General features: G+C 64.1%; 18 protein-coding genes. 4 read left to right on the top strand and 14 right to left on the bottom strand.

The genetic code is table 11. The annotated features are described in order from the left end of the window. Positions 1-39: 39 nt before the first annotated feature. Complete coding sequence (locus BAUR9175_RS13845) at positions 40-1,215, top strand: MFS transporter (protein ID WP_257944336.1); 1,176 nt, start codon at positions 40-42, stop codon at positions 1,213-1,215. Positions 1,216-1,240: 25 nt separating this feature from the next. Here BAUR9175_RS13845 and ltaE read toward each other — a convergent pair whose 3' ends face one another. From ltaE to BAUR9175_RS13815, 6 genes are all read right to left on the bottom strand, one after another. Continuing rightward, a complete protein-coding gene (gene ltaE / locus BAUR9175_RS13840) occupies positions 1,241-2,257 on the bottom strand; it encodes a low-specificity L-threonine aldolase (protein WP_009882170.1) in 1,017 nt (338 codons plus the stop codon). Between the two features lie 66 nt (positions 2,258-2,323). Then, positions 2,324-2,806, bottom strand: a complete 483-nt coding sequence (locus tag BAUR9175_RS13835) for a carboxymuconolactone decarboxylase family protein (RefSeq protein ID WP_096177633.1) — start codon at positions 2,804-2,806, stop codon at positions 2,324-2,326. A gap of 3 nt (positions 2,807-2,809) precedes the next feature. Next, positions 2,810-3,178 carry a GNAT family N-acetyltransferase gene (locus BAUR9175_RS13830; protein ID WP_101584082.1) on the bottom strand — a complete coding sequence of 123 codons (369 nt, stop codon included), beginning with the start codon at positions 3,176-3,178 and terminating at the stop codon, positions 2,810-2,812. 32 nt (positions 3,179-3,210) lie between these two features. Beyond that, positions 3,211-4,254: a pirin family protein gene (locus BAUR9175_RS13825; RefSeq protein ID WP_101584081.1), complete on the bottom strand. Its 1,044-nt coding sequence runs from the start codon at positions 4,252-4,254 to the stop codon at positions 3,211-3,213. 146 nt (positions 4,255-4,400) lie between these two features. Further along, positions 4,401-5,255 carry a TIGR03084 family metal-binding protein gene (locus BAUR9175_RS13820; protein WP_101584079.1) on the bottom strand — a complete coding sequence of 285 codons (855 nt, stop codon included), beginning with the start codon at positions 5,253-5,255 and terminating at the stop codon, positions 4,401-4,403. A gap of 107 nt (positions 5,256-5,362) precedes the next feature. Further along, positions 5,363-7,681 (bottom strand): MMPL family transporter, encoded by a 2,319-nt coding sequence (locus BAUR9175_RS13815; protein WP_101584077.1) that lies wholly within the window; start codon positions 7,679-7,681, stop codon positions 5,363-5,365. 84 nt (positions 7,682-7,765) lie between these two features. On the opposite strand from BAUR9175_RS13815, the gene BAUR9175_RS13810 reads away from it, so the two are divergent. Together BAUR9175_RS13810 and BAUR9175_RS13805 are read left to right on the top strand one after the other, a co-directional pair. Next, a complete protein-coding gene (locus tag BAUR9175_RS13810; protein ID WP_101584073.1) occupies positions 7,766-8,215 on the top strand; it encodes a hypothetical protein in 450 nt (149 codons plus the stop codon). A gap of 1 nt (position 8,216) precedes the next feature. After that, positions 8,217-8,678 carry a PadR family transcriptional regulator gene (locus BAUR9175_RS13805; protein WP_236850601.1) on the top strand — a complete coding sequence of 154 codons (462 nt, stop codon included), beginning with the start codon at positions 8,217-8,219 and terminating at the stop codon, positions 8,676-8,678. On the opposite strand, the gene BAUR9175_RS13800 is transcribed toward BAUR9175_RS13805, so the two are convergent. The 3 genes from BAUR9175_RS13800 to BAUR9175_RS13790 form a co-directional block, all read right to left on the bottom strand. Next, entirely contained in the window at positions 8,608-10,098 is a 1,491-nt protein-coding gene (locus BAUR9175_RS13800; RefSeq protein WP_101584071.1) for a PepSY-associated TM helix domain-containing protein, read from the bottom strand. The two genes, BAUR9175_RS13805 and BAUR9175_RS13800, sit on opposite strands and share 71 nt — an antisense overlap. 100 nt (positions 10,099-10,198) lie before the next feature. Next, a complete protein-coding gene (locus BAUR9175_RS13795; RefSeq protein ID WP_257944335.1) occupies positions 10,199-10,903 on the bottom strand; it encodes a hypothetical protein in 705 nt (234 codons plus the stop codon). A 49-nt stretch (positions 10,904-10,952) separates the two neighbouring features. Continuing rightward, positions 10,953-11,900: a ketopantoate reductase family protein gene (locus BAUR9175_RS13790; RefSeq protein ID WP_101584070.1), complete on the bottom strand. Its 948-nt coding sequence runs from the start codon at positions 11,898-11,900 to the stop codon at positions 10,953-10,955. A gap of 132 nt (positions 11,901-12,032) precedes the next feature. On the opposite strand from BAUR9175_RS13790, the gene BAUR9175_RS13785 reads away from it, so the two are divergent. Beyond that, positions 12,033-12,704 (top strand): TetR/AcrR family transcriptional regulator, encoded by a 672-nt coding sequence (locus tag BAUR9175_RS13785; RefSeq protein WP_101584068.1) that lies wholly within the window; start codon positions 12,033-12,035, stop codon positions 12,702-12,704. Positions 12,705-12,716: 12 nt separating this feature from the next. Here the strand turns inward: BAUR9175_RS13785 and BAUR9175_RS13780 are convergent, their stop codons facing one another. From BAUR9175_RS13780 to BAUR9175_RS13760, 5 genes are all read right to left on the bottom strand, one after another. Then, complete coding sequence (locus BAUR9175_RS13780; RefSeq protein WP_101584066.1) at positions 12,717-13,568, bottom strand: aldo/keto reductase; 852 nt, start codon at positions 13,566-13,568, stop codon at positions 12,717-12,719. Between the two features lie 44 nt (positions 13,569-13,612). Further along, on the bottom strand, positions 13,613-14,557 hold the full coding sequence (locus BAUR9175_RS13775) for an NAD(P)-dependent oxidoreductase (protein WP_101584065.1): 945 nt from the start codon (positions 14,555-14,557) through the stop codon (positions 13,613-13,615). A gap of 85 nt (positions 14,558-14,642) precedes the next feature. Next, positions 14,643-15,038, bottom strand: a complete 396-nt coding sequence (locus BAUR9175_RS13770) for an MmcQ/YjbR family DNA-binding protein (RefSeq protein WP_101584063.1) — start codon at positions 15,036-15,038, stop codon at positions 14,643-14,645. 57 nt (positions 15,039-15,095) lie between these two features. Then, positions 15,096-15,803, bottom strand: coding sequence for an SDR family NAD(P)-dependent oxidoreductase (locus BAUR9175_RS13765; protein WP_029416699.1), 708 nt, complete (start codon positions 15,801-15,803; stop codon positions 15,096-15,098). A 92-nt stretch (positions 15,804-15,895) separates the two neighbouring features. Continuing rightward, positions 15,896-17,293, bottom strand: a complete 1,398-nt coding sequence (locus tag BAUR9175_RS13760; protein WP_101584061.1) for an FAD-dependent oxidoreductase — start codon at positions 17,291-17,293, stop codon at positions 15,896-15,898. Positions 17,294-17,317 lie beyond the last annotated feature (24 nt).

Here is a 17,317-nt window from a genome sequence, read left to right as displayed (position 1 = left end):
TCCCGACGGCCTCCTCTGCCCGGAGTACAGTGATCCATCGTGAGTGCTGCCGCTGTTCCACATGGTCCGACGCGTCCCCCGTTTCCCGTCTCCGTGGCGGCGTTCGTCAGCAGCTTCGATCGTTTCGCCATCAGCCCCCTCGTCGTGCTCGTCGCCCACGACCTCGGTGCGACTCTCGCCGAGGCGCTGACGATCGCCAGTGCCTACTTCCTGGCGTACGGCATCAGTCAGCCGGTGTGGGGAGTGCTCTCCGACCGCCTCGGGCGCGTCCGGCTGATGAAGGCAACACTTCTTGCCGCAGCCGTGGCGGGAATGGTCGCGACCTTTGCCCCGAATCTGACGATCCTCGTCATTGCCCGAGCCCTGTCAGGTGCATTCTACGGAGCCGTCGTCCCCACCTCGATGACCTATGTCGGGGACACAGTCGCCGAGGCGCATCGGCAGCCCGCATTGACCGATCTCATGGCAGCGATCGCCGTCGGAACCGCCAGTGCCACAGCGTTGGCCGGAGTACTAGCGCACTTCGCCGACTGGCGAATCGTCTTCGCCATCCCCGCTGTCCTCGCTATCGTCTGCGCCTTCGGACTTCGCCGACTGCCGGAACCACCACGGGAAGAACAGGGCGGAGTCCTCGCGACCATCCGAGCCGCGATTACTCATCGGTGGGTTCTCATCGTCATCACCTTGGCTTTCGTCGAAGGTGCTGTGGTCCTCGGCGTGCTGACACTGCTCGCACCGGCCCTGCAGTCACAGGGCATCGGCGCGGCCATCGCCGGCCTTGCCACCGCTGCTTACGGGGTCGGCGTCATCATCACCACCCGCATGGTCAAGGCCCTCAGCCACCGTCTGAGCATGCCGCGGCTCATCGCCATCGGCGGTACCGCCACAGTGATCGCCTTCGGGCTCCTCACCATCCATCTGTCGACGCTGACAGTCATCATCGCAGCGCTTCTGCTGGGAACGACCTGGTCCTTCCAGCATTCCTCGCTGCAGACCTGGGCCACCGGGGTCCTGCCGCAGGCACGCGGAACCGTGGTGTCACTCTTCGCCGGATTCCTCTTCGCCGGCAGCGCACTGGGCACTGCAATCGGCGGATCCCTAGGCGAGGACAATCGCTGGACGCTGCTGTTCGCGATCTCCGGCATCGTAGCGCTCACCCTGACACTGGTCATCGTGTTCAGCCGTCGCGTCTATGACGGTCCGCAGACAGGCTGAAGCGCCCGCGCTCTGACCGCTGAGATCAGCGCCCGAAGAACTCCTTGCACGCCCGCCGGACACGCTCAATCGCCTCGTCGTCAATATCCAGGTGCGTGACCCAGCGCAGCTTCCCGTGTGCACTGCCGGTGATGATGTCACGGTCGGCGAAGAAAGTGGAGAAGGCGTCCATATCGACGCCGTCCGGGGACAGGAAGACCATGTTCGTGCGTGCCTCGCCTGCCCCCAGCTCGGGGAAGTCCGCGAAGATCTCAGCCAGTCGTTTCGCCCGGTCGTGGTCTTCACGCATGCGGTCCACATTGCGCTCGAGCGCAAAGATGCCGGCCGCGGCGAGGACTCCAGTCTGGCGCATGCCCCCGCCCAGAGTCTTGCGGATGCGCTTGGCCCGCCCGACCAGTTCCTTCGACCCGACGAGCAGCGCACCCACAGGGGCGCCGAGGCCCTTCGACAGGCACAGCGAGACCGAGTCGAACCGGTCAGCGATCGCCGAAGGATCAGCGCCGGTGGCAACGGCTGCGTTCATGACCCGTGCCCCGTCGAGGTGCGTCGCCAGACCGTGGCTGCGCGCCAGCTCTGTCGCACCCTCGATGTAGTCGGCAGGCAGCGGCAGCCCGTTGAAGGTGTTCTCCAGCGTCAGCAGCCGGGTGATCGGATTGTGGAAATCATCGGGTTTGATCGCCGAGGTGATCGCATCGAGATCGATGATCCCATCGGGCTCGTTGGGCAACGGCTGCGGTTGGACCGATCCCAGCACTGCCGCTCCCCCACCTTCGTCGCGGTAGGCGTGTGCTGTCTGGCCGACGATGTATTCGTCACCGCGCCCGCAGTGTGCCATGATCCCGGCGAGGTTGGCCTGCGTTGCCGAGGGGAAGAAGAGGCCTGCCTCTTTGCCCAGAATTTCGGCAGCCATCGACTCGAGCCGATTGGTCGTCGGATCTTCGTCGTAGACGGCGTCGCCCACCTCGGCGTCGGCCATGGCCCTGCGCATTCCGGCACTGGGTGTGGTGACGGTATCGGAGCGGAAATCGACTCGGTTGCTCACAGCGTGGTCCTTTCGATGAGAAACGCGGCGGCCACCTAGATGACCGCCGCGTTCAGTGCTCTGTGCTCAGCTGTCCGCGTTGCGAGGGCGGGCGACCGGGTGGTTGCTGGCGATCGAAATTCGGTTGAAGGCGTTGATCAGCGTCACCGTCCATTCGACGGCCGAGATCTGTTCGGCGGAGAGGTACTCGCCGGCTTCGATGGCGATCTCATTGCGATCGGCCGCCTTGTCGATGACCGTCAGCGTTTCGGCCAAGAGCAGTGCGGCACGTTCCTGACCGTCGAAGACCTCAGCCTCACGCCAGGTCGGCAACAGGTCAAGTTTGAGCTCCTCGACACCTGCCTTCCGGGCTGCCGGGGCGTGGATGCTCAGGCAGGTGCGGCAGCCGTTGATCTGGGAGACCCGCACATTGACCAGTTCGAGAAGCCCATCGCTGAGACCCTCCGCACGTGCGACCTTCCGGGACGCTGCCGCGGCTTGGATCATGGCCTTGTAGACCTCGGGGTGGACCTTGTCGATGTAGGGACGATTGACGTTGACTCCGGACAACTCTCAGGCCTCCCGCTTGACGAAATCGATGTCTGCGCCGGTGGCCCGACGGAACTTTCCGCCTTGGGCAAGGTATTCATCGCCGGCTTCACTCAGTTTCCGTACGAACAGTGGGCACACCGGCACCACTGTCACGCCCTGCTCACGGCTGGCTTTGAGCGACTGTGCCACCAGCACCTTCGAGAGTCCGCGTCCACCGAATGCCTCGTCGACCTCGGTGTGGTGGAAGATCCGTTCCCCGTCGGGGGCGGTGAGGAAGAAGGCGCGGCCGGCATCCGTACCGGCGGCGTCCCGGATGACGTAGGCACCGCGGGCCTCGTCGAGTTCGACGGTGACGGTCTCGCCGGTTTTGTCAGTCAGCGCTTCGCTCATTATTTCGTCTCCTTGTTCGGGTGGGTGCTGGGTCAGGATTGGACGTGCGGGGGCGGATTCTTGCGCGCTTTGATGCGAACGTCGGGCAACCTCGGCGCGGGCAGCCTGGACAGGCCATCGGCGTTCTCACCGGGGCCTCCCTTGCCGACATAGCCCTCGACGGCGCCGAAACGATCGCCCTCGGCCTGCCATTCTTCGCGGTACTGGGCGATCTCCTCGTGGGTGCGGCCGATGAAGTTCCACCACATGAGGATCTCTTCGTTGAAGGGTTCACCGCCGATGATGACGAGGCGGGCGTCGGTCTCGGCCCGGTTGCTGATGCGCACTACGGACAGGCCCACACCGGTGTAGCCGAGGGCATTCGTCGGCAGTTCGACGTCTTCGACGGTGATGTCGCCGGAGTCGACGAGGACCCCGTATTCGAACTCCGCGTTGATCGGCAGGTCGATGGTGGCACCGGGACGCAGGCGCACCTCGGCGCCCATGAGCGGGGAATAGGTGGCAACGGGCGAGCGCGTTCCCCACAGCTCGCCGAGGAAGACGAGCATCTCGCCGCCGTCGAAGGGCGTGACCTCGGGAGCGAAGTGCTCGAAGTCCCTGCCCTCTCGATTGCGCACCGAATCGGGCAGCGCCAACCAGAGTTGGACGCCGTGCAGGGCTGTGGTGTCCTCGGTCGAGACCTCGGAGTGGCAGATGCCGCGACCAGACGTCATGAGGTTGACCTCGCCGGGCAGGACCATACCTTGGTTGCCGCCGGAGTCGATGTGTTCGATGGCGCCTTCGAAGAGCCAGCTCACGGTCTGCAGGCCGGTGTGCGGGTGCGGGGCGACGTCCATACCGCCGGAGGTCGAGACGTCGTCGGGGCCGTAGTGGTCGACGAAGCACCAGGGTCCGATGAGGGAGCGTTGGCGCTGCGGCAGGGTCCGGCGCACGCCCATGGCACGTGGTCCGCCCAGTGGGACGTCGCGTGCGGTGAGGATCTCAACCGGGGCTCGGCCCTCCTGCGCGCAGTCGGGCCCGGGCAGTCCGCCGGTCTTGCACACGACCTCGTCGGGTTTCGTCTCCACATTGCTCATGGCGGTCCCACTTTCGCATTCACGATCAGACACCCGCCGAGGCGGTGCGTCCCAGCTCAGACACCGTCAGTCTTCCACATTGTGCGGGGAAATCCAGTGGGGGCTGGGTGGCATGAACCGTGAGAGTTCGGCTCCGCCAAAGGCGGTCACGGCCTGGCTTGGTCGCAATCCTCAGCCGGTAGTGGATCACGCCTGGCAAACTGTCCCGGTCTGCGCCCCTCGCCCGCTGGACCGGCGAATGCCTGCGCGATCTCCATCCACTGTGCTGCCGTCGCACCGACGGTTTGCAGGGACGTGTCAGCGATGTGCCGCCGCTGGGTGACGACGACGCAGAAGTCTTCGATCGGACCGGACACCACATCCTCGGCGTCCTCCGGCCCTGCTGTCCATTCGTGCCCGTCTGGGGTGTCGAGCACGACCCGGACGGGTTGATCCGGAACGTCCAGGCCTCGCGCCGTGAAGCTGTTCGGAAATGTCAGCGCACCGATGCGTGCGACGTGGGGAAGGCGTGGTGACGGCTCTGCGATGACTTCGAGTGCGTCTCGAACATCCTGGCCGTGGGCCCAGGTCTCCATGATCCGCGCCGTGATCTTCGACGGCAGGCTCATCGCCGGTCCGAACCATGGCACTCGAACATTCGGGTCTGCCGCAGAGATCGCTTCGTGAAGCTTCTCTGATTCCTGCGCCCACCATCTGCGCATGTCCTCGCTGGTCCGCGCGAGGTTCGCCGGCCCGATGTGGTCGACGTATGTCTGGAGGTCCGTCATCGTACCCCGGACGTCGATGAACCGCTCCGGTTGGGAAATTGCCAGGCGGGTGACGAAGTCGAAGTGGGCGAGATGGGCGATCTGGTCCTGGATCGTCCAGTTCTTCGCCGGGGTGGGGCGCGACCATTCGGCTTCTGTGATGCTGGCGAGCACTCGGCGAAGCGATTGCTGCTCTTCGGCGAGATCTGCGCTCAGCGAGCGGACTACGTCGGCCTTGCTCTCCGTGCTTGCCATTTCGGGTTCCTCTTCTCCTCACGGACAGTCTGCGGGCAAATCCTCCACGCGGCTTTCCGCGGTTGCGGCGTGAGCTCTGTCCGCCTCAATTCGCGAGTGGTCAATCATCAGTCGAGTGGGATCCGCTTCCGCCATGGCCACCATACGTTTCGTCCGATGTCGTGGACGAGGGCTGGAACGACGAGCGAGCGCACCAGGATCGCGTCGAGGAGGACGCCGAAGGTGACGATGAACGCCAGTTGGAACAGGAACATGACCGGGATGACGGCGAGCGCTGCGAAGGTCGCGGCGAGCACGATCCCCGCCGAGGTGATGACCCCGCCCGTAGCCACAAGCCCTTCCAGTACTCCCTTGCGGGTGCCTACGCGCAGCGACTCCTCGCGGACACGGGACATGAGGAAGATGTTGTAGTCGATGCCCAACGCGACGAGGAAGACGAATGCGTAGAGCGGCACCGACGGATCGGCACCGGGGAAGCCGATGAGGTGGTTGAACACCAGCGCGGAGACACCCAAAGCGGTGCCGAAGGAGAGAACCGTCAGCGCCACGAGCAGCAGCGGGGCCACGAGAGAGCGCAGCAGGAGGATGAGGACGATGGTGATGACGATGAGGATGAGTGGAATCGCCAGGGTCCGGTCCGCCTCGGCGGTGGTGTTCGTGTCCAGGTCGACCGCGGTCTCCCCGCCCACCAGGGTCTCGGAGTCGACCTTGTGGACAGCGTCGCGGATGTCGGTGACCGTGGACTCTGCGGCCAGGGAGTCCGCGGGGTCGGTCAGTGTCGCTTCGAGGAGAACCTGACCGTCGACCTCGGCAGGTGCCGGGGGTGAAGGTGGAGGCGTCGAGGTCGAGTCGGGTGCGCCCTGGCCCTGCGGTGCTTGACCTTGCGGTGCCTGCAGCTGCCCGTCATCGTCGATGGCGATCGTCCCGCTGGGTGACTCTTCGGCGACGACGGTCATCGATTCGACCCCGCCGAGGCTGCCGACCGCCTTCGCCGCATCCTCGAGCTGGTCTTTCGCCACCACGATCTGTGTGGGTGAGCCGGATCCGCCCGGGAAATGCTCGGACAGCACATCTTGGCCATCACGGGCCTCGGAGTCGCCGAGGACGAAGTCGCTCTGCGCGATGCCCGAGGCCTTGAACTGGGGGAACGCGATGAGCGGGAGGGCAAGGAGGACGACGAGACCGATCCAGATTATGCGCGGACGCTTAGCGACCACCTCGGCGATGCGAGTCCACAGACCTTTCTTCGCTGGTGCGGAGCTGGTTGTGCGCACCTGCGGGCGGAAGGGCCAGAACACGGCCCGGCCGATGACCATCAGAGCCGCGGGCAGGAATGTCAGCGCCGCGAGCATCGCCACCAGAATGCCGATCGCCGCCACCGGGCCGAGCGCACGAGTCGAGGCCAGGTCGGTCAGCAGCAGAACCAGAAGACCGGCGATCACGGTCCCACCAGAGGCCGCGATCGGCTCGACGACGCCCTTGAACGCAGCCAGTCCGGCTCTGACTCGATCCCGTTCGGTCAGCAGCGCATCACGGAAGCGGGCGACCACAAGGAGGGAGTAGTCAGTGGTGGCGCCGACGACCAGGATGAACAGAATGCCCTGAACTTGGCCGTTGATGAGCAGGATTCCCGCATCCGCGAGGTGCCAGATGACGAAGATCGAGGCCGAGAGCGCCGCCACCGAGGTGAACAGAACGATGACCGGCAGCAGAGGCGAACGGTAGACGATGATGAGGATGACGAAGACCGCGATGAGTGCGACGAGCAGGAGAATGCCGTCGATCCCCGCGAACGCCGAGGTCAGGTCCGCAGAGAATCCACCGGGACCGGTGACATACACGTCCGCCGAGGTGGGCACTGAGTCGACGTCGCCGGTGGGACTATCGGCGGCGGTGGCAATCGGGAAGGTCCCGGCGATGATCGAGCGGATCTGCTCCACGTCATCGCCGGTGGTGTCGGTGGAGACCGGGAGGATGAGCTCGAGCGCTTCACCGTCCGCGGAGGGGATGACAGGCGAGGCGGCGGCTGCCAACAGCCCTTCGTCGTCGAGTCTCTCGGCCAGGTCTTCGAGCTCAGTCGTACTGTCCTTGCTCAGCCCGTCCTTGTCTTCGAGTACGACGATAGCCGGGACATAGTCGAGGTCACTGAACTGGTCGATGAGCGCCTGAGCCTTCGTGGACTCGGCCGATTCAGGCAGGAAGGAGGACCGGTCGTTCGTGGCGACCTCGGAGATCTTGCCGAAGTAGGGGCCACCGACTCCCGCGATGGCCACCCACGCGACCAAAAGGACGGCGAAGAGTGCGATGAGAGAGCGGCGGGCGGGAATGGGTCCGCGCTGCTTCGTGGGCTGAGCCGAGTCGACGGGAATTTCGGATTCGGGCCGGTGCGGCTCCGGAGGGGTGCTCGTGAGCAGGTGGCGGGGCATGTTCTCAGAGTACGCCAGTAGTCGACCTCGGAAGTTATTCCGCAGCTCTTCACTTTGGTACTGAACCACTGGTACAGTACCATTATGGACACAACAGCACAGGCACCACAGACAGCCAATGCCCGTTCCCTCCTACTGCCCTATGCCCTGACGCTCATAGCCGCCATGATCATCATCCAGTTCGTCGTCGCACTGACCGGCGGTGCAGTGACAATCCTCGCTGGGGCCCTCACCGCGGTCGTCGCCGTCGGCATTGCGGTATGGATCGTGATCAACCGTCGGAAGCTGCTGCATGTGCGCTTCGGACTCGTGATCGCCCATGTCATCGCCTATGTCGCAGTGACGACATCCTTCAACGCCCACGCCGTCGTCCGTGCAGTCGTCGCCGGCAGCGACAACGATGTTCAAGCAGTGGCGCACTCACTCCTCGGGTCCTCCTGGTTCGGAGCAACCTTGGTGATGAGCGCGGTCTGGGGCATCGGTCTGCTCATTCACCTCCTCGGTTCGGTGCTCGGCCGCGGCTGGGAGGACTGAGGTGGCATCACAGCATGACGACGCGACAGAGCCGCTCACTGAAAGCGAAGAGTGGCTGAGCCATAAGGTCGACAGCTGGGTCGAGACCTACAAGAAGTCAATGCTCACACCGGTCACACTGACCATCGTCGCCGAGCATCAGCCGATCGGAGTCGCCGCCATTGCTGAGAAAGTCACCGCTGCCACCGGCTGGCACGTGACCGAGCGCGGTCTTTACAGGACCCTCAAACGGCTGCAGGATTCTGGGCTCCTGGCCAGTGCCGATACCAGCGCCCCGAGGACGGGAGCGAAACGGAAGGACCTCTCGCTCACGCCTCTCGGGACGCGGTATCTTGCCGGGATCGCGGAGAATCTCGTGGAGTTGCCGGGTGGTGTTCCCGGCAAGGAGTGTACTACCTCGCCTGCCGCCCCCTCGCCCATAGAGCCAGCACCCCATCAACAACAAGGAATCCCAGCACACTGATCCCCACCATCGGCAGGAATACCCCGATCGCCACAGCCGAAAGCACAACCGCAGCCACCGACCACCAATGTGCGTTGGCCAGCGCACCACGAACAGGCGTGACGCCGAAGTTCCGGCTCGGATCGTGCTTCGGTCGGCGCTGCCACCACATCACATAGCCCCACACGACCATCGACGCGATCCCAATTGCTAGGCCGACGAGCACGATCTGGCTGGCCAGACCGAACATCGTTCCCATGTGCAGGTCGACGCCCCACCGCGCCAGCTTCGAGGCAAACCCGTAGTCGGAGAAGTCGACACGATCGGTGATCTCCATGGTCTCGGCATCGATCGCCAGGGCATCGATCTCCGTGGGGAAGCTGCGCTGGATCTCCTGGACCACCCAGGCCGAATCATCATCGGCCGGCGGCAGGATCTCAACGAGGCCAGTGTTGACGTTGATGTCGCGTGCCATAGCCAGGGTCATGTCGAAGTCCGCGGGATCGACTCCGGAAGTATCCGACGCATCCGTGCCACCATGACCCGCGTGGCCTTCGTGCCCGGTGTGCCCCTCATGTCCAGCGTGACCGCCGACGTCCGACTCCCCCGCCGAACCACCGCCGGACTCGGCGGAGCCTCCACCCAGTTCCGTCGAGACCGCTGGCGTCGACCAATCCAGTGCCGCTCGCAGCTTCGTCACATTGTCTCCGCCTAGCTGGGACCAGGTGATGCCGGTTGCTGACAGGAACAGCATCCCGATCGCGGCCCACACCCCCACCGAGGCGTGCCAGGAGAATGTGCGGCGCAGCCCCTTGTGCTTCATCGACGGCCGCAGCAGCGCAGTGGCCTTCCTTGCCCGCCGGGCGCGCATTACCCACAGGCACAGTCCGGCGACCGCGATGATGCCCAGCCAAGACGCGGCGATTTCGCTGTAGTACCGCCCGAAATTGCCGAGGTGGAGGCTGCCGTGCAGCTGATCGACCCAGGTTCGCAAGGGCAGGGATCCCGAGGTTCCGTACACGGTCAGGTCCCCCTTCACCTCGGCGGTGGTGGGGTCGATGAAGATCGCCCGGGATTCGCTCTCGCCCAGGTTCGGGTCATCGAACATCACCCGGGTCGTGGCGCCGGGTTTCGGTGCCGGGCGCACCGCGCTGATGCTCTCCGCTCCCCCGGTGTAGGTCGTGGCGGCCGTGACCTGGTCGGCCAGCGGCAGGGCGAGGCCCGTCGCCGAGGTGGTCAGTTCATCCGCGTAGACGACTTTTTCGATCTGCGGGCTGATCGCGTACAGGGCGCCGCTGAGTGCGGCGATGAGGATGAAGGGACCGACGAAGATGCCGGCATAGAAGTGGAGCCGGCGCAGGAGTTGGCCGAGCCAACTGGTGCCGCGCGGTCGCGGATGGCCCTGCCGATTTTCGGGCAGGGATGACAAAGGTGTGGTCATGGTGAAGCTTTCTGTGAAGAGCGCTCGGCGGACCTGAAATTTGGTCAGGCGAGCGCGCGCCAGCGGATTCCCGCGGACGCTGAGGTCAAAGATGGTGGGGTCAGAAAGCTTCCACGGGTGGTCCTCTGGTGAGGACAGGAGAGCGGAGAACGCCAAGGTGGAGAGGGAGAAGTTCGACGACGCCGAGGTGGGGCTTCGGTCCGTTCGGAACCGGCATCGGTCGAACCGCAGTGGGCAGGAGCGCGTGGATGACGAGTCGGAGGAAACTGCCGATCTTCGCCGGCAGCGCTTCCGACCAGTAGATCATGGCGATAGTAAGCACGGCGGCGATCAGGTGCGCCAGCAGCATTCCCGGTGACGCGTGCGTATGCATGCTGGCTCCGGCGTCTGACGCGGAGCCGGATCCGGACATGGTGTGCGAAATGGAGCCGGGCATAGTCTCCGGGCCCGAGTGGTGCATCGCATGTCGCTCAAGTGCGTTCGCAGGACTGTGGCTCCCAGTCATCGGAGCCAAGACTGAGAAGAGCAGGTGGAAGAGCGACTGGCTGACCAGCACAGACAGGGACAGTCTGGGCAAGGAAAGTCTGCGACCGGCGAGCAGAACGCAGACCAGCATCGACAGTACCAAGGGCACCACGACGCCCATGGTTGAAGGCAGCGCGCCGCCGCCGATCATGTGGGAGGCCAGTGCCACGAACGTGGCGAAGACAGCGGCCGCGATTCCCCGCAGAGAACGCTGGTGCCTCAGGCCACGCTGGTACTGCGGCGCATGCAGGTCCTCCGGCTCCGAGCTCACAGGGAACATTCTCACACAATCGGCGGGCTCACCTCGGCGATGGCGGATTTGCTGGAAATCACCGGAACGCCGGCTCGTTGGCTTCCAGTCGAGGAACCGCGACTCCGAGGCGACGGGCGTCGGCGAGGACATCGCGAGGGTAATCTGCCTGCGCCTTGTAGTTGTTGTGTCCGGTGTTCTGGGCCTGGGTCATGATGAAAGTGAACAGGTTGTCGCCGGTCAGCAGCTTCTGCATAGCGAAACCGATGACGCTGGCGGGGATGAATCTTGCTGCTGCTGCGCCGAACCGTGAGGTCCCGCCTTTCGCTGTGAGGACGGGGATCATCTCTCGGATGAGACGGACGACTTCTTTCAGTGCGGGGCGCGATCGGACGAGTGCGTCGAAGCTTCCCATCCGCAGCCATCCGACCATGATTCCGGCGTCGAGGATGAAGTGGAACCAGAGCCAGCTGCGGAAGTCTGCGATGTCGGAGATTGAGAATTCGGCGTCCGTGAAGAGTTCACGGACGACGCGGTGCCGGTCGGTGCGGCTCGACCCGTCGATATCGCCGAGGAAGATGCTTCTGACGATTCCACCGTGCAGGGTGCTGACGTCAAAGCCACCTCCGCCACCAGGGAATCCCCACGTGACCTGCTCACGGGGCAGCCGCGAGATGGCAGCGGCAGGGTCGGCCCAGACGTTGTTGAAGATGAGGATTGTGGCCCCGCCAACTCGGGGTTGGAGGAAGTCGACTGCGCTGTCCAGCTGGTCGTGGTTGACGCTGACGATGATGAGGTCGTAGTCGTGGTCCGGTTCGAGGTCCTCTCGCAGCGTGATGGGCCAATTCTCCTGAACCGGCTTCCCTTTACTAGAGGCACGGCCGTCCCTGATGTCCACGTCGACCGAGGAGCCGAAGTCGGCGGCACGTCCGGGGCGGACATAGAAGTCGACCTCGTTCCCTGCCTTCTCCAGGGCCCATCCGTACAGTGTCGAAATGACTCCGCGGCCGAACATCAGAATCTTCATGTCTGCGTCTCTTCTCTGCGCCGTTCGGCGCTCGTCAACTCTCCACAATATATGGAAGGTGGTTTCCACTTACATGTAGATTAAGCAGTGATCCCATCGCCGCATTCCGTTTTTCCGGAAGTGAGAGAAGAAATGGCCGAGACGACTCAGATCGAAACTCAAGTGCCCGCGCAGAAGCTGCGTGCGGATGCCGCGGACAACAGGGCGCGCATTCTCACGGTGGCGCGGGAGCTCTTCGCCGAACGCGGTATCGATGTGCCCATGACGGCGATTGCCCGCCGAGCAGGAGTGGGCGCGGCAACCCTGTTCCGACGCTTCCCTGACCGCCGGTCCCTGATCACCGAGGTGTTCGCCACCCAACTCACTCATTGCGAAGCGGTCTTCGCCAAGGCTGCGGCCGACCCTGACCCGTGGCGCGGATTCTGCTCGTTCGTCGAAGCTCTCGGCCGGATGCAAATCGAGGACCGTGGGTTCACCGAGGCGTTCCTCTCGGCATTTGCTGAGGGCCAAGGAATCGATGAGAAGCGCATGCATGCGGAAGCCGTCTTCGCAGACCTGGTGGAACGTGCTCAGAAGTCAGGCAAACTCCGACCCGACTTCGACCCCAGCGACCTCATGCTGATCTTCCTCGCCAACGGCGGCGTCAGCGAGGCTCCACCCGAGCATGCACGCGACCTCTCGCGACGACTCATCGCCTACCTGCTCCAGTCATTCGAGACACAGGATTCCCCGACCGCCAGGTCACTACCGACCCCGAGCCGAATGGGACTCAACGAAGTGTTCTCAGCGGCACAGTCGCACTAGCGGCAGCACCGGTCACATCTCTTCGTGGGTCAGGGGGTCCCGGCCCTTCATCCGACCGCGCTCAAGACCGGAGATGGCATCCACCTCGGCGGAGGTGAGGCTGAAGCCGAAGATATCGGCGTTGAGCCGCTGCCTCTCAGGATTCGCCGACTTCGGGATCGGCAGGCTGCCGACCTCGAGGTGCCAGCGCAGGACCACCTGAGCCGGCTGAACTCCGTGGGCAGCCGCAGCCTCGGCGATGGGGGCTTCGTCGAACAGACCCTGGTCGCGGTACAGCGGTGACCAGGATTCGGTCTGGACGCCGATCGATCTGTGGAATTCGATGAGCTTGCTCTGCGGGAAGTAGGGGTGGAGTTCGATCTGGTTGACCGCCGGGGTCACGCCGGTTTCGTCGATGAGTTCCTGGAGCATCGCCTCGGTGAAGTTCGAGACTCCGATCGAGGTCACCAGTCCGCGTTCGCGCAGTTCGATGAGGCCGCGCCAGGTGTCGACGTACTTGCCGACGCTCGGGTTGGGCCAGTGGATGAGGTGGAGGTCGAGGCGCTCGAGTTGGAGCCTGGCCAGGGATTCCTCGGTGCTGGCGATCGTTTCGTCGAAGCCGTGGTGACGGCCCGGGACCTTGCTGGTGATGAAGAGTTCGTCCCGGCCCACCTTGGAGTCGATGACGGCCTGGCCGACTTCGCGCTCATTCTTATAGTTGACCGCGGTATCGAGGAGTCGATAGCCGTTGTCGATGCCGGCGATGATCGCTCCGACGCCCTCTGCGTCGTGCATGGCGTAGGTGCCGAGGCCGCTCTGCGGGATGCTGGCCCCGTCGTTGAGTTCGAGGGTCGGAATCGCTGAGCTGTGCTCTGAAGGGGACATGCCCCAACCCTATGACCGCCGAGGTGGTTCCGGCCAGAGCTTAGTCAGACGGCTGTGCCCTGTGGAGTTTTTCCGTCGAGGATATCGATGATGGCTTGAGCCGCCGCGACCCCGGCGCGTTCGCGTGCCTCCAGCGTCTGCCCGGCGAGGTGGGAGGTGATGACGACGTTGCTCATCGTTCGCAGCGGGTTGTCCTCGACCATGGGTTCGCGTTGCAGAACGTCGAGTCCGGCGCCGGCGATCTCGCCTGTCTTGAGCGCTTCGACGAGAGCAGCTTCGTCGACGAGGGAGCCGCGTGCAGTGTTGATGAGGATCGCCGAGTTCTTCATCGCAGAGAGGCTCGCGGCGTCGATGATCGGGTCACCCTTGCCCGCTCTGCTGTGGAGAGACAGGTAGTCGGCGGCTTTGATTGTCGTGTCGAAATCGGCGAATTCGATGCCCGATGACTGCTCGGAGTCGGGGTGGGCTGTGGAGACGAGGACTCGCATTCCCAGCGCAACACCGAGGGCAGCGATCGCTTTGCCGCTGGGTCCGTATCCGATGACGCCGAGACTCTTGCCCCGCAGTTCGGTTCCGGCCTCGCGTGGCCATCCGCCGTCGTCCACTCCAGCCAGCACGGTGTTGAGTCGGCGAGCGCAGGCGAGCATGAGTGCGAGCGCCAGCTCGGCGACGGCGTGGTGGTTGACCCCTGGTGTGTTGCACACGCGGATGCCGAGCTCGGCCGCCGCATCGATGTCGACGTTGTCATAGCCCACCCCTGCCCGGGCGATGACCTTCAGCATTGGGGAGGTCGCGAGCATGTCACGCGCGACCGGTTCACTCGCAGCGATTGCACCGACGGCTCCTTCGAACAGAGCCAGCTTCTCTTCGTCCGTGCGAGTTCCGCCCGCCGGCGAGTAGACCGGTTCGAGGCCGCGATCTCGCAGCATCGTGTCGACGGTGTCGCCCGGGCGGAGGTAGTCGGTGGTGATGACGATGCGGTTGTTCATGTGTCCGAGAATATCCGGCCTCTCGCCGGCTGCGTCACAGTACCCAGCTGGCGGACGAGGGGTTGCCTAGTCCTTCGCGGGCATTTCAGTCCTTCGCGGACAATTTGCGGACGACACCGGCAGGTGCGGTATTTCGGTAGGAATCGGTGAGCAGATCACTGAGGTCATTCTCGTCGAGGGTCTCGAGTTCCAAGCCGATCCAACCGGTGGGACCCAGGTACATGGGAACGAAGGCATCGGGTCGCTCCATCAGCACCTCGGCGTCCATCGGATCGGGCAAGATGAGCAGGGCTTGCGGATGCTGCTCCATTCCACCGGTGACGAGCTTCCGCGTGCCTCCGAAGTGCGCGAAGATCTTCTTCGTGAAGAACGCGGGCCGCCCATGCGAGACCTTCTCCTGCGCCTCGGGAAGGCTCAGCGCGGTCTTACGCAGGCGGGCCAGCTGCGGGTCGTCGTCATCGAACGTCTGCGGATGCGCCATGAACCCACTTTATTAGCGGTCACGGTCACAAGCTAGGGACGAAGCAGAGCCGAGTGCTCAAGCTTGGCCCTCACTGGTGTACGTGTCTTTGAGGACTGCGTCTGAATCCTCCGATTCATCGACGTAGAAGCGCTCTGCGACATCCTGCTTCTCGTACATATCAAGGTATTCGTCCGCGATGTTGTCGGCTGAGAAATAGGTGCCTTCCTCAATCACTCCGGCAATCGACAGCATGCCCACGTAGACGCCCTGATCCTGCAGCTCATCATGAAGGCAATGAGCGTAACTGCGCAGTCCGGACTTGCCGATGCTCAAAGTGGTCAGGATGGGGGTCACCGTCAGCTCTGAAGCTCCACCACCGGTGAAGAAGATGGTTCCCTGCTTCCGTTCGATCATCTCGGGAATCACCTGCTGCGCGCTGGAGATTCCGCCGATGATATTCACCTGCATGTGCTGGTTCGCGATATCGGCCGTTGTCTCCGCGGCAGATACCGGCGCGATCACCCCGGCGTTGTAGACGAGCACATCGATCTGGCCGAATGTCTCCCGCACCTGAGTGAACGCATCCGCGATCTGCTGTTCGTTCGTCACGTCAGCAGAAAAGCCCGCGCTCTTGATATTCATGTCAGTCAACGAAGCCTGGAGAGTGTCGAGACGATCTTGGTTCCTGGCGATCAAAGCCACATTGAAGTCCTTCTTGCCGAACTTCTCAGCAAGGCTGAGGCCGAGCCCTGGTCCTGCTCCCACAATCACTAAAGTGCTCATCTATCAATCTCTCTACGGGGCGGAATCTGCGGCATGTGCCATTATTCAGCAACCTTGATACTGAGCGGAGTATTCCACTGGTTGCAGCGCCCCTACTTCACAACCCCGAGCACCTCATTGAGTGCCTCCGTCGCCGAGGGGTGGGTGTAGATCGTGTCGCGCAGCTCGGTGGCGGTGACGTTGTGGCGCATCGCCAGGGCCACGGTGTTGATGACCTCCTGCGAGTGCACGTGGACGAGTGCGGCGCCGAGGATGTGGTCCGTTGCCCCGTCGACGACGAACTTCACGATGCCGCGCGGGTCACCTTCGATCTTCGCCCTGGGTGCTGCAGCGATGTCGGCCATCGCCTTCGCTCCGACCTTGACGTCATAGCCCTGCTCGCGGGCGGCGGCCTCGCTCAGCCCCACGCGTGCCACGGGCGGGGTGAGGAACATCGTGTACGGCACTGCGCTGCGGTCCGCGGTCGTCCGCTTGCCGTCGCCGAGCAGCTGATCGGCGAGGATCCGATTGTCGTCGAGAGAGATGTAGGTGAACATCGGTCCGCCATTGACGTCGCCGACGGCAAAGACGCCCTCGGCCGAGGTGCGCAGGTGCTCGTCGACCGTGATGAAGCCGCGCTTGTCGGTCTCGATCCCGGCCTTGCCCAGGCCCAGGCCCTCGGTTGTTGGCGCACGGCCAACGGCCAGGAGGACAGCCTCGGCGTCGACCTGCTTCTCTTCGCCACCGACCTCGTAGGTCACGGTGGCCTGATCGGTTCCATCGGCAACAGCGGTCACGGATGCTTCGTTGATGATCGTGACTCCGTCATCGGCCAGAGCCTGAGCGACCACCTCGGCGACGTCGGCATCCTCATTGGCCAGCGGACGCTCGCCGCGGTCGAGGACGGTGACCTGGGAGCCGAAGTGAGTGAACATCGATGCGAACTCGAGTCCGATGTATCCACCGCCGACGACGACCAGGCGTTTGGGGAACGGGGAGACGTGCTGCAGGGCCTCCGAGTCGTAGATGCGACCGCCGAGCGTCGCTCCGTCGATCGGTGGGATGTTCGCGAGCGAGCCGGTGTTGACGACGACGGTGTCCGCGGTGATCTGCATGGTGTCGTCACCGCCGGTGACGAGGACTTCGCGTTCGCCGGTGAACTCGGCGCGACCGGAGACCAGGAGAACCGAGTCGAGGTCGTCGAGCATGGAGAAGTTCTTCTTCCGCATCGCCCCGGTCAACGTGTCGCGGCGCTTCACGGCCTTCGCGAAGTACTCGTCAGTGTCGTCGTCATCGCGTTTGTTCTCCGCGTCGTGGACCAAGATCTTCGTGGGGATGCAGGCGATGTTGATGCAGGATCCGCCGATCATGGCATCCGACTGCTCGACGACGGCGACGCGCTTGCCGGCTCTGGCCATGGTCCCGGCCAGGGTCTTTCCGCCCTTGCCCCACCCGATGACGAGGAGGTCCACGTGCTCGTGCGAATCGGCGTCGTGGTTGTTCTCGGCCATGATCGGTTCCTTCCAGCAGACGAT

The sequence above is a fragment of the Brevibacterium aurantiacum genome, from assembly GCF_900169065.1.
In the GTDB taxonomy this organism is placed as follows: Bacteria; Actinomycetota; Actinomycetes; order Actinomycetales; family Brevibacteriaceae; genus Brevibacterium; species Brevibacterium aurantiacum.
This window is presented reverse-complemented; position numbering and strand designations above follow the sequence as displayed.

What these genes read in the sequence shown, in the direction of transcription:
- BAUR9175_RS13800 (WP_101584071.1), bottom strand. Translation starts at nt 10,098, where the DNA reads ATGACCACACCTTTGTCATCCCTGCCCGAAAATCGGCAGGGCCATCCG.
- BAUR9175_RS13765 (WP_029416699.1), bottom strand. Translation starts at nt 15,803, where the DNA reads ATGAGCACTTTAGTGATTGTGGGAGCAGGACCAGGGCTCGGCCTCAGC.
- BAUR9175_RS13795 (WP_257944335.1), bottom strand. Translation starts at nt 10,903, where the DNA reads ATGTTCCCTGTGAGCTCGGAGCCGGAGGACCTGCATGCGCCGCAGTAC.
- BAUR9175_RS13785 (WP_101584068.1), top strand. Translation starts at nt 12,033, where the DNA reads ATGGCCGAGACGACTCAGATCGAAACTCAAGTGCCCGCGCAGAAGCTG.
- BAUR9175_RS13815 (WP_101584077.1), bottom strand. Translation starts at nt 7,681, where the DNA reads ATGCCCCGCCACCTGCTCACGAGCACCCCTCCGGAGCCGCACCGGCCC.
- BAUR9175_RS13825 (WP_101584081.1), bottom strand. Translation starts at nt 4,254, where the DNA reads ATGAGCAATGTGGAGACGAAACCCGACGAGGTCGTGTGCAAGACCGGC.
- BAUR9175_RS13775 (WP_101584065.1), bottom strand. Translation starts at nt 14,557, where the DNA reads ATGAACAACCGCATCGTCATCACCACCGACTACCTCCGCCCGGGCGAC.
- BAUR9175_RS13810 (WP_101584073.1), top strand. Translation starts at nt 7,766, where the DNA reads ATGGACACAACAGCACAGGCACCACAGACAGCCAATGCCCGTTCCCTC.
- BAUR9175_RS13830 (WP_101584082.1), bottom strand. Translation starts at nt 3,178, where the DNA reads ATGAGCGAAGCGCTGACTGACAAAACCGGCGAGACCGTCACCGTCGAA.
- BAUR9175_RS13820 (WP_101584079.1), bottom strand. Translation starts at nt 5,255, where the DNA reads ATGGCAAGCACGGAGAGCAAGGCCGACGTAGTCCGCTCGCTGAGCGCA.
- BAUR9175_RS13770 (WP_101584063.1), bottom strand. Translation starts at nt 15,038, where the DNA reads ATGGCGCATCCGCAGACGTTCGATGACGACGACCCGCAGCTGGCCCGC.
- BAUR9175_RS13760 (WP_101584061.1), bottom strand. Translation starts at nt 17,293, where the DNA reads ATGGCCGAGAACAACCACGACGCCGATTCGCACGAGCACGTGGACCTC.
- BAUR9175_RS13790 (WP_101584070.1), bottom strand. Translation starts at nt 11,900, where the DNA reads ATGAAGATTCTGATGTTCGGCCGCGGAGTCATTTCGACACTGTACGGA.
- BAUR9175_RS13780 (WP_101584066.1), bottom strand. Translation starts at nt 13,568, where the DNA reads ATGTCCCCTTCAGAGCACAGCTCAGCGATTCCGACCCTCGAACTCAAC.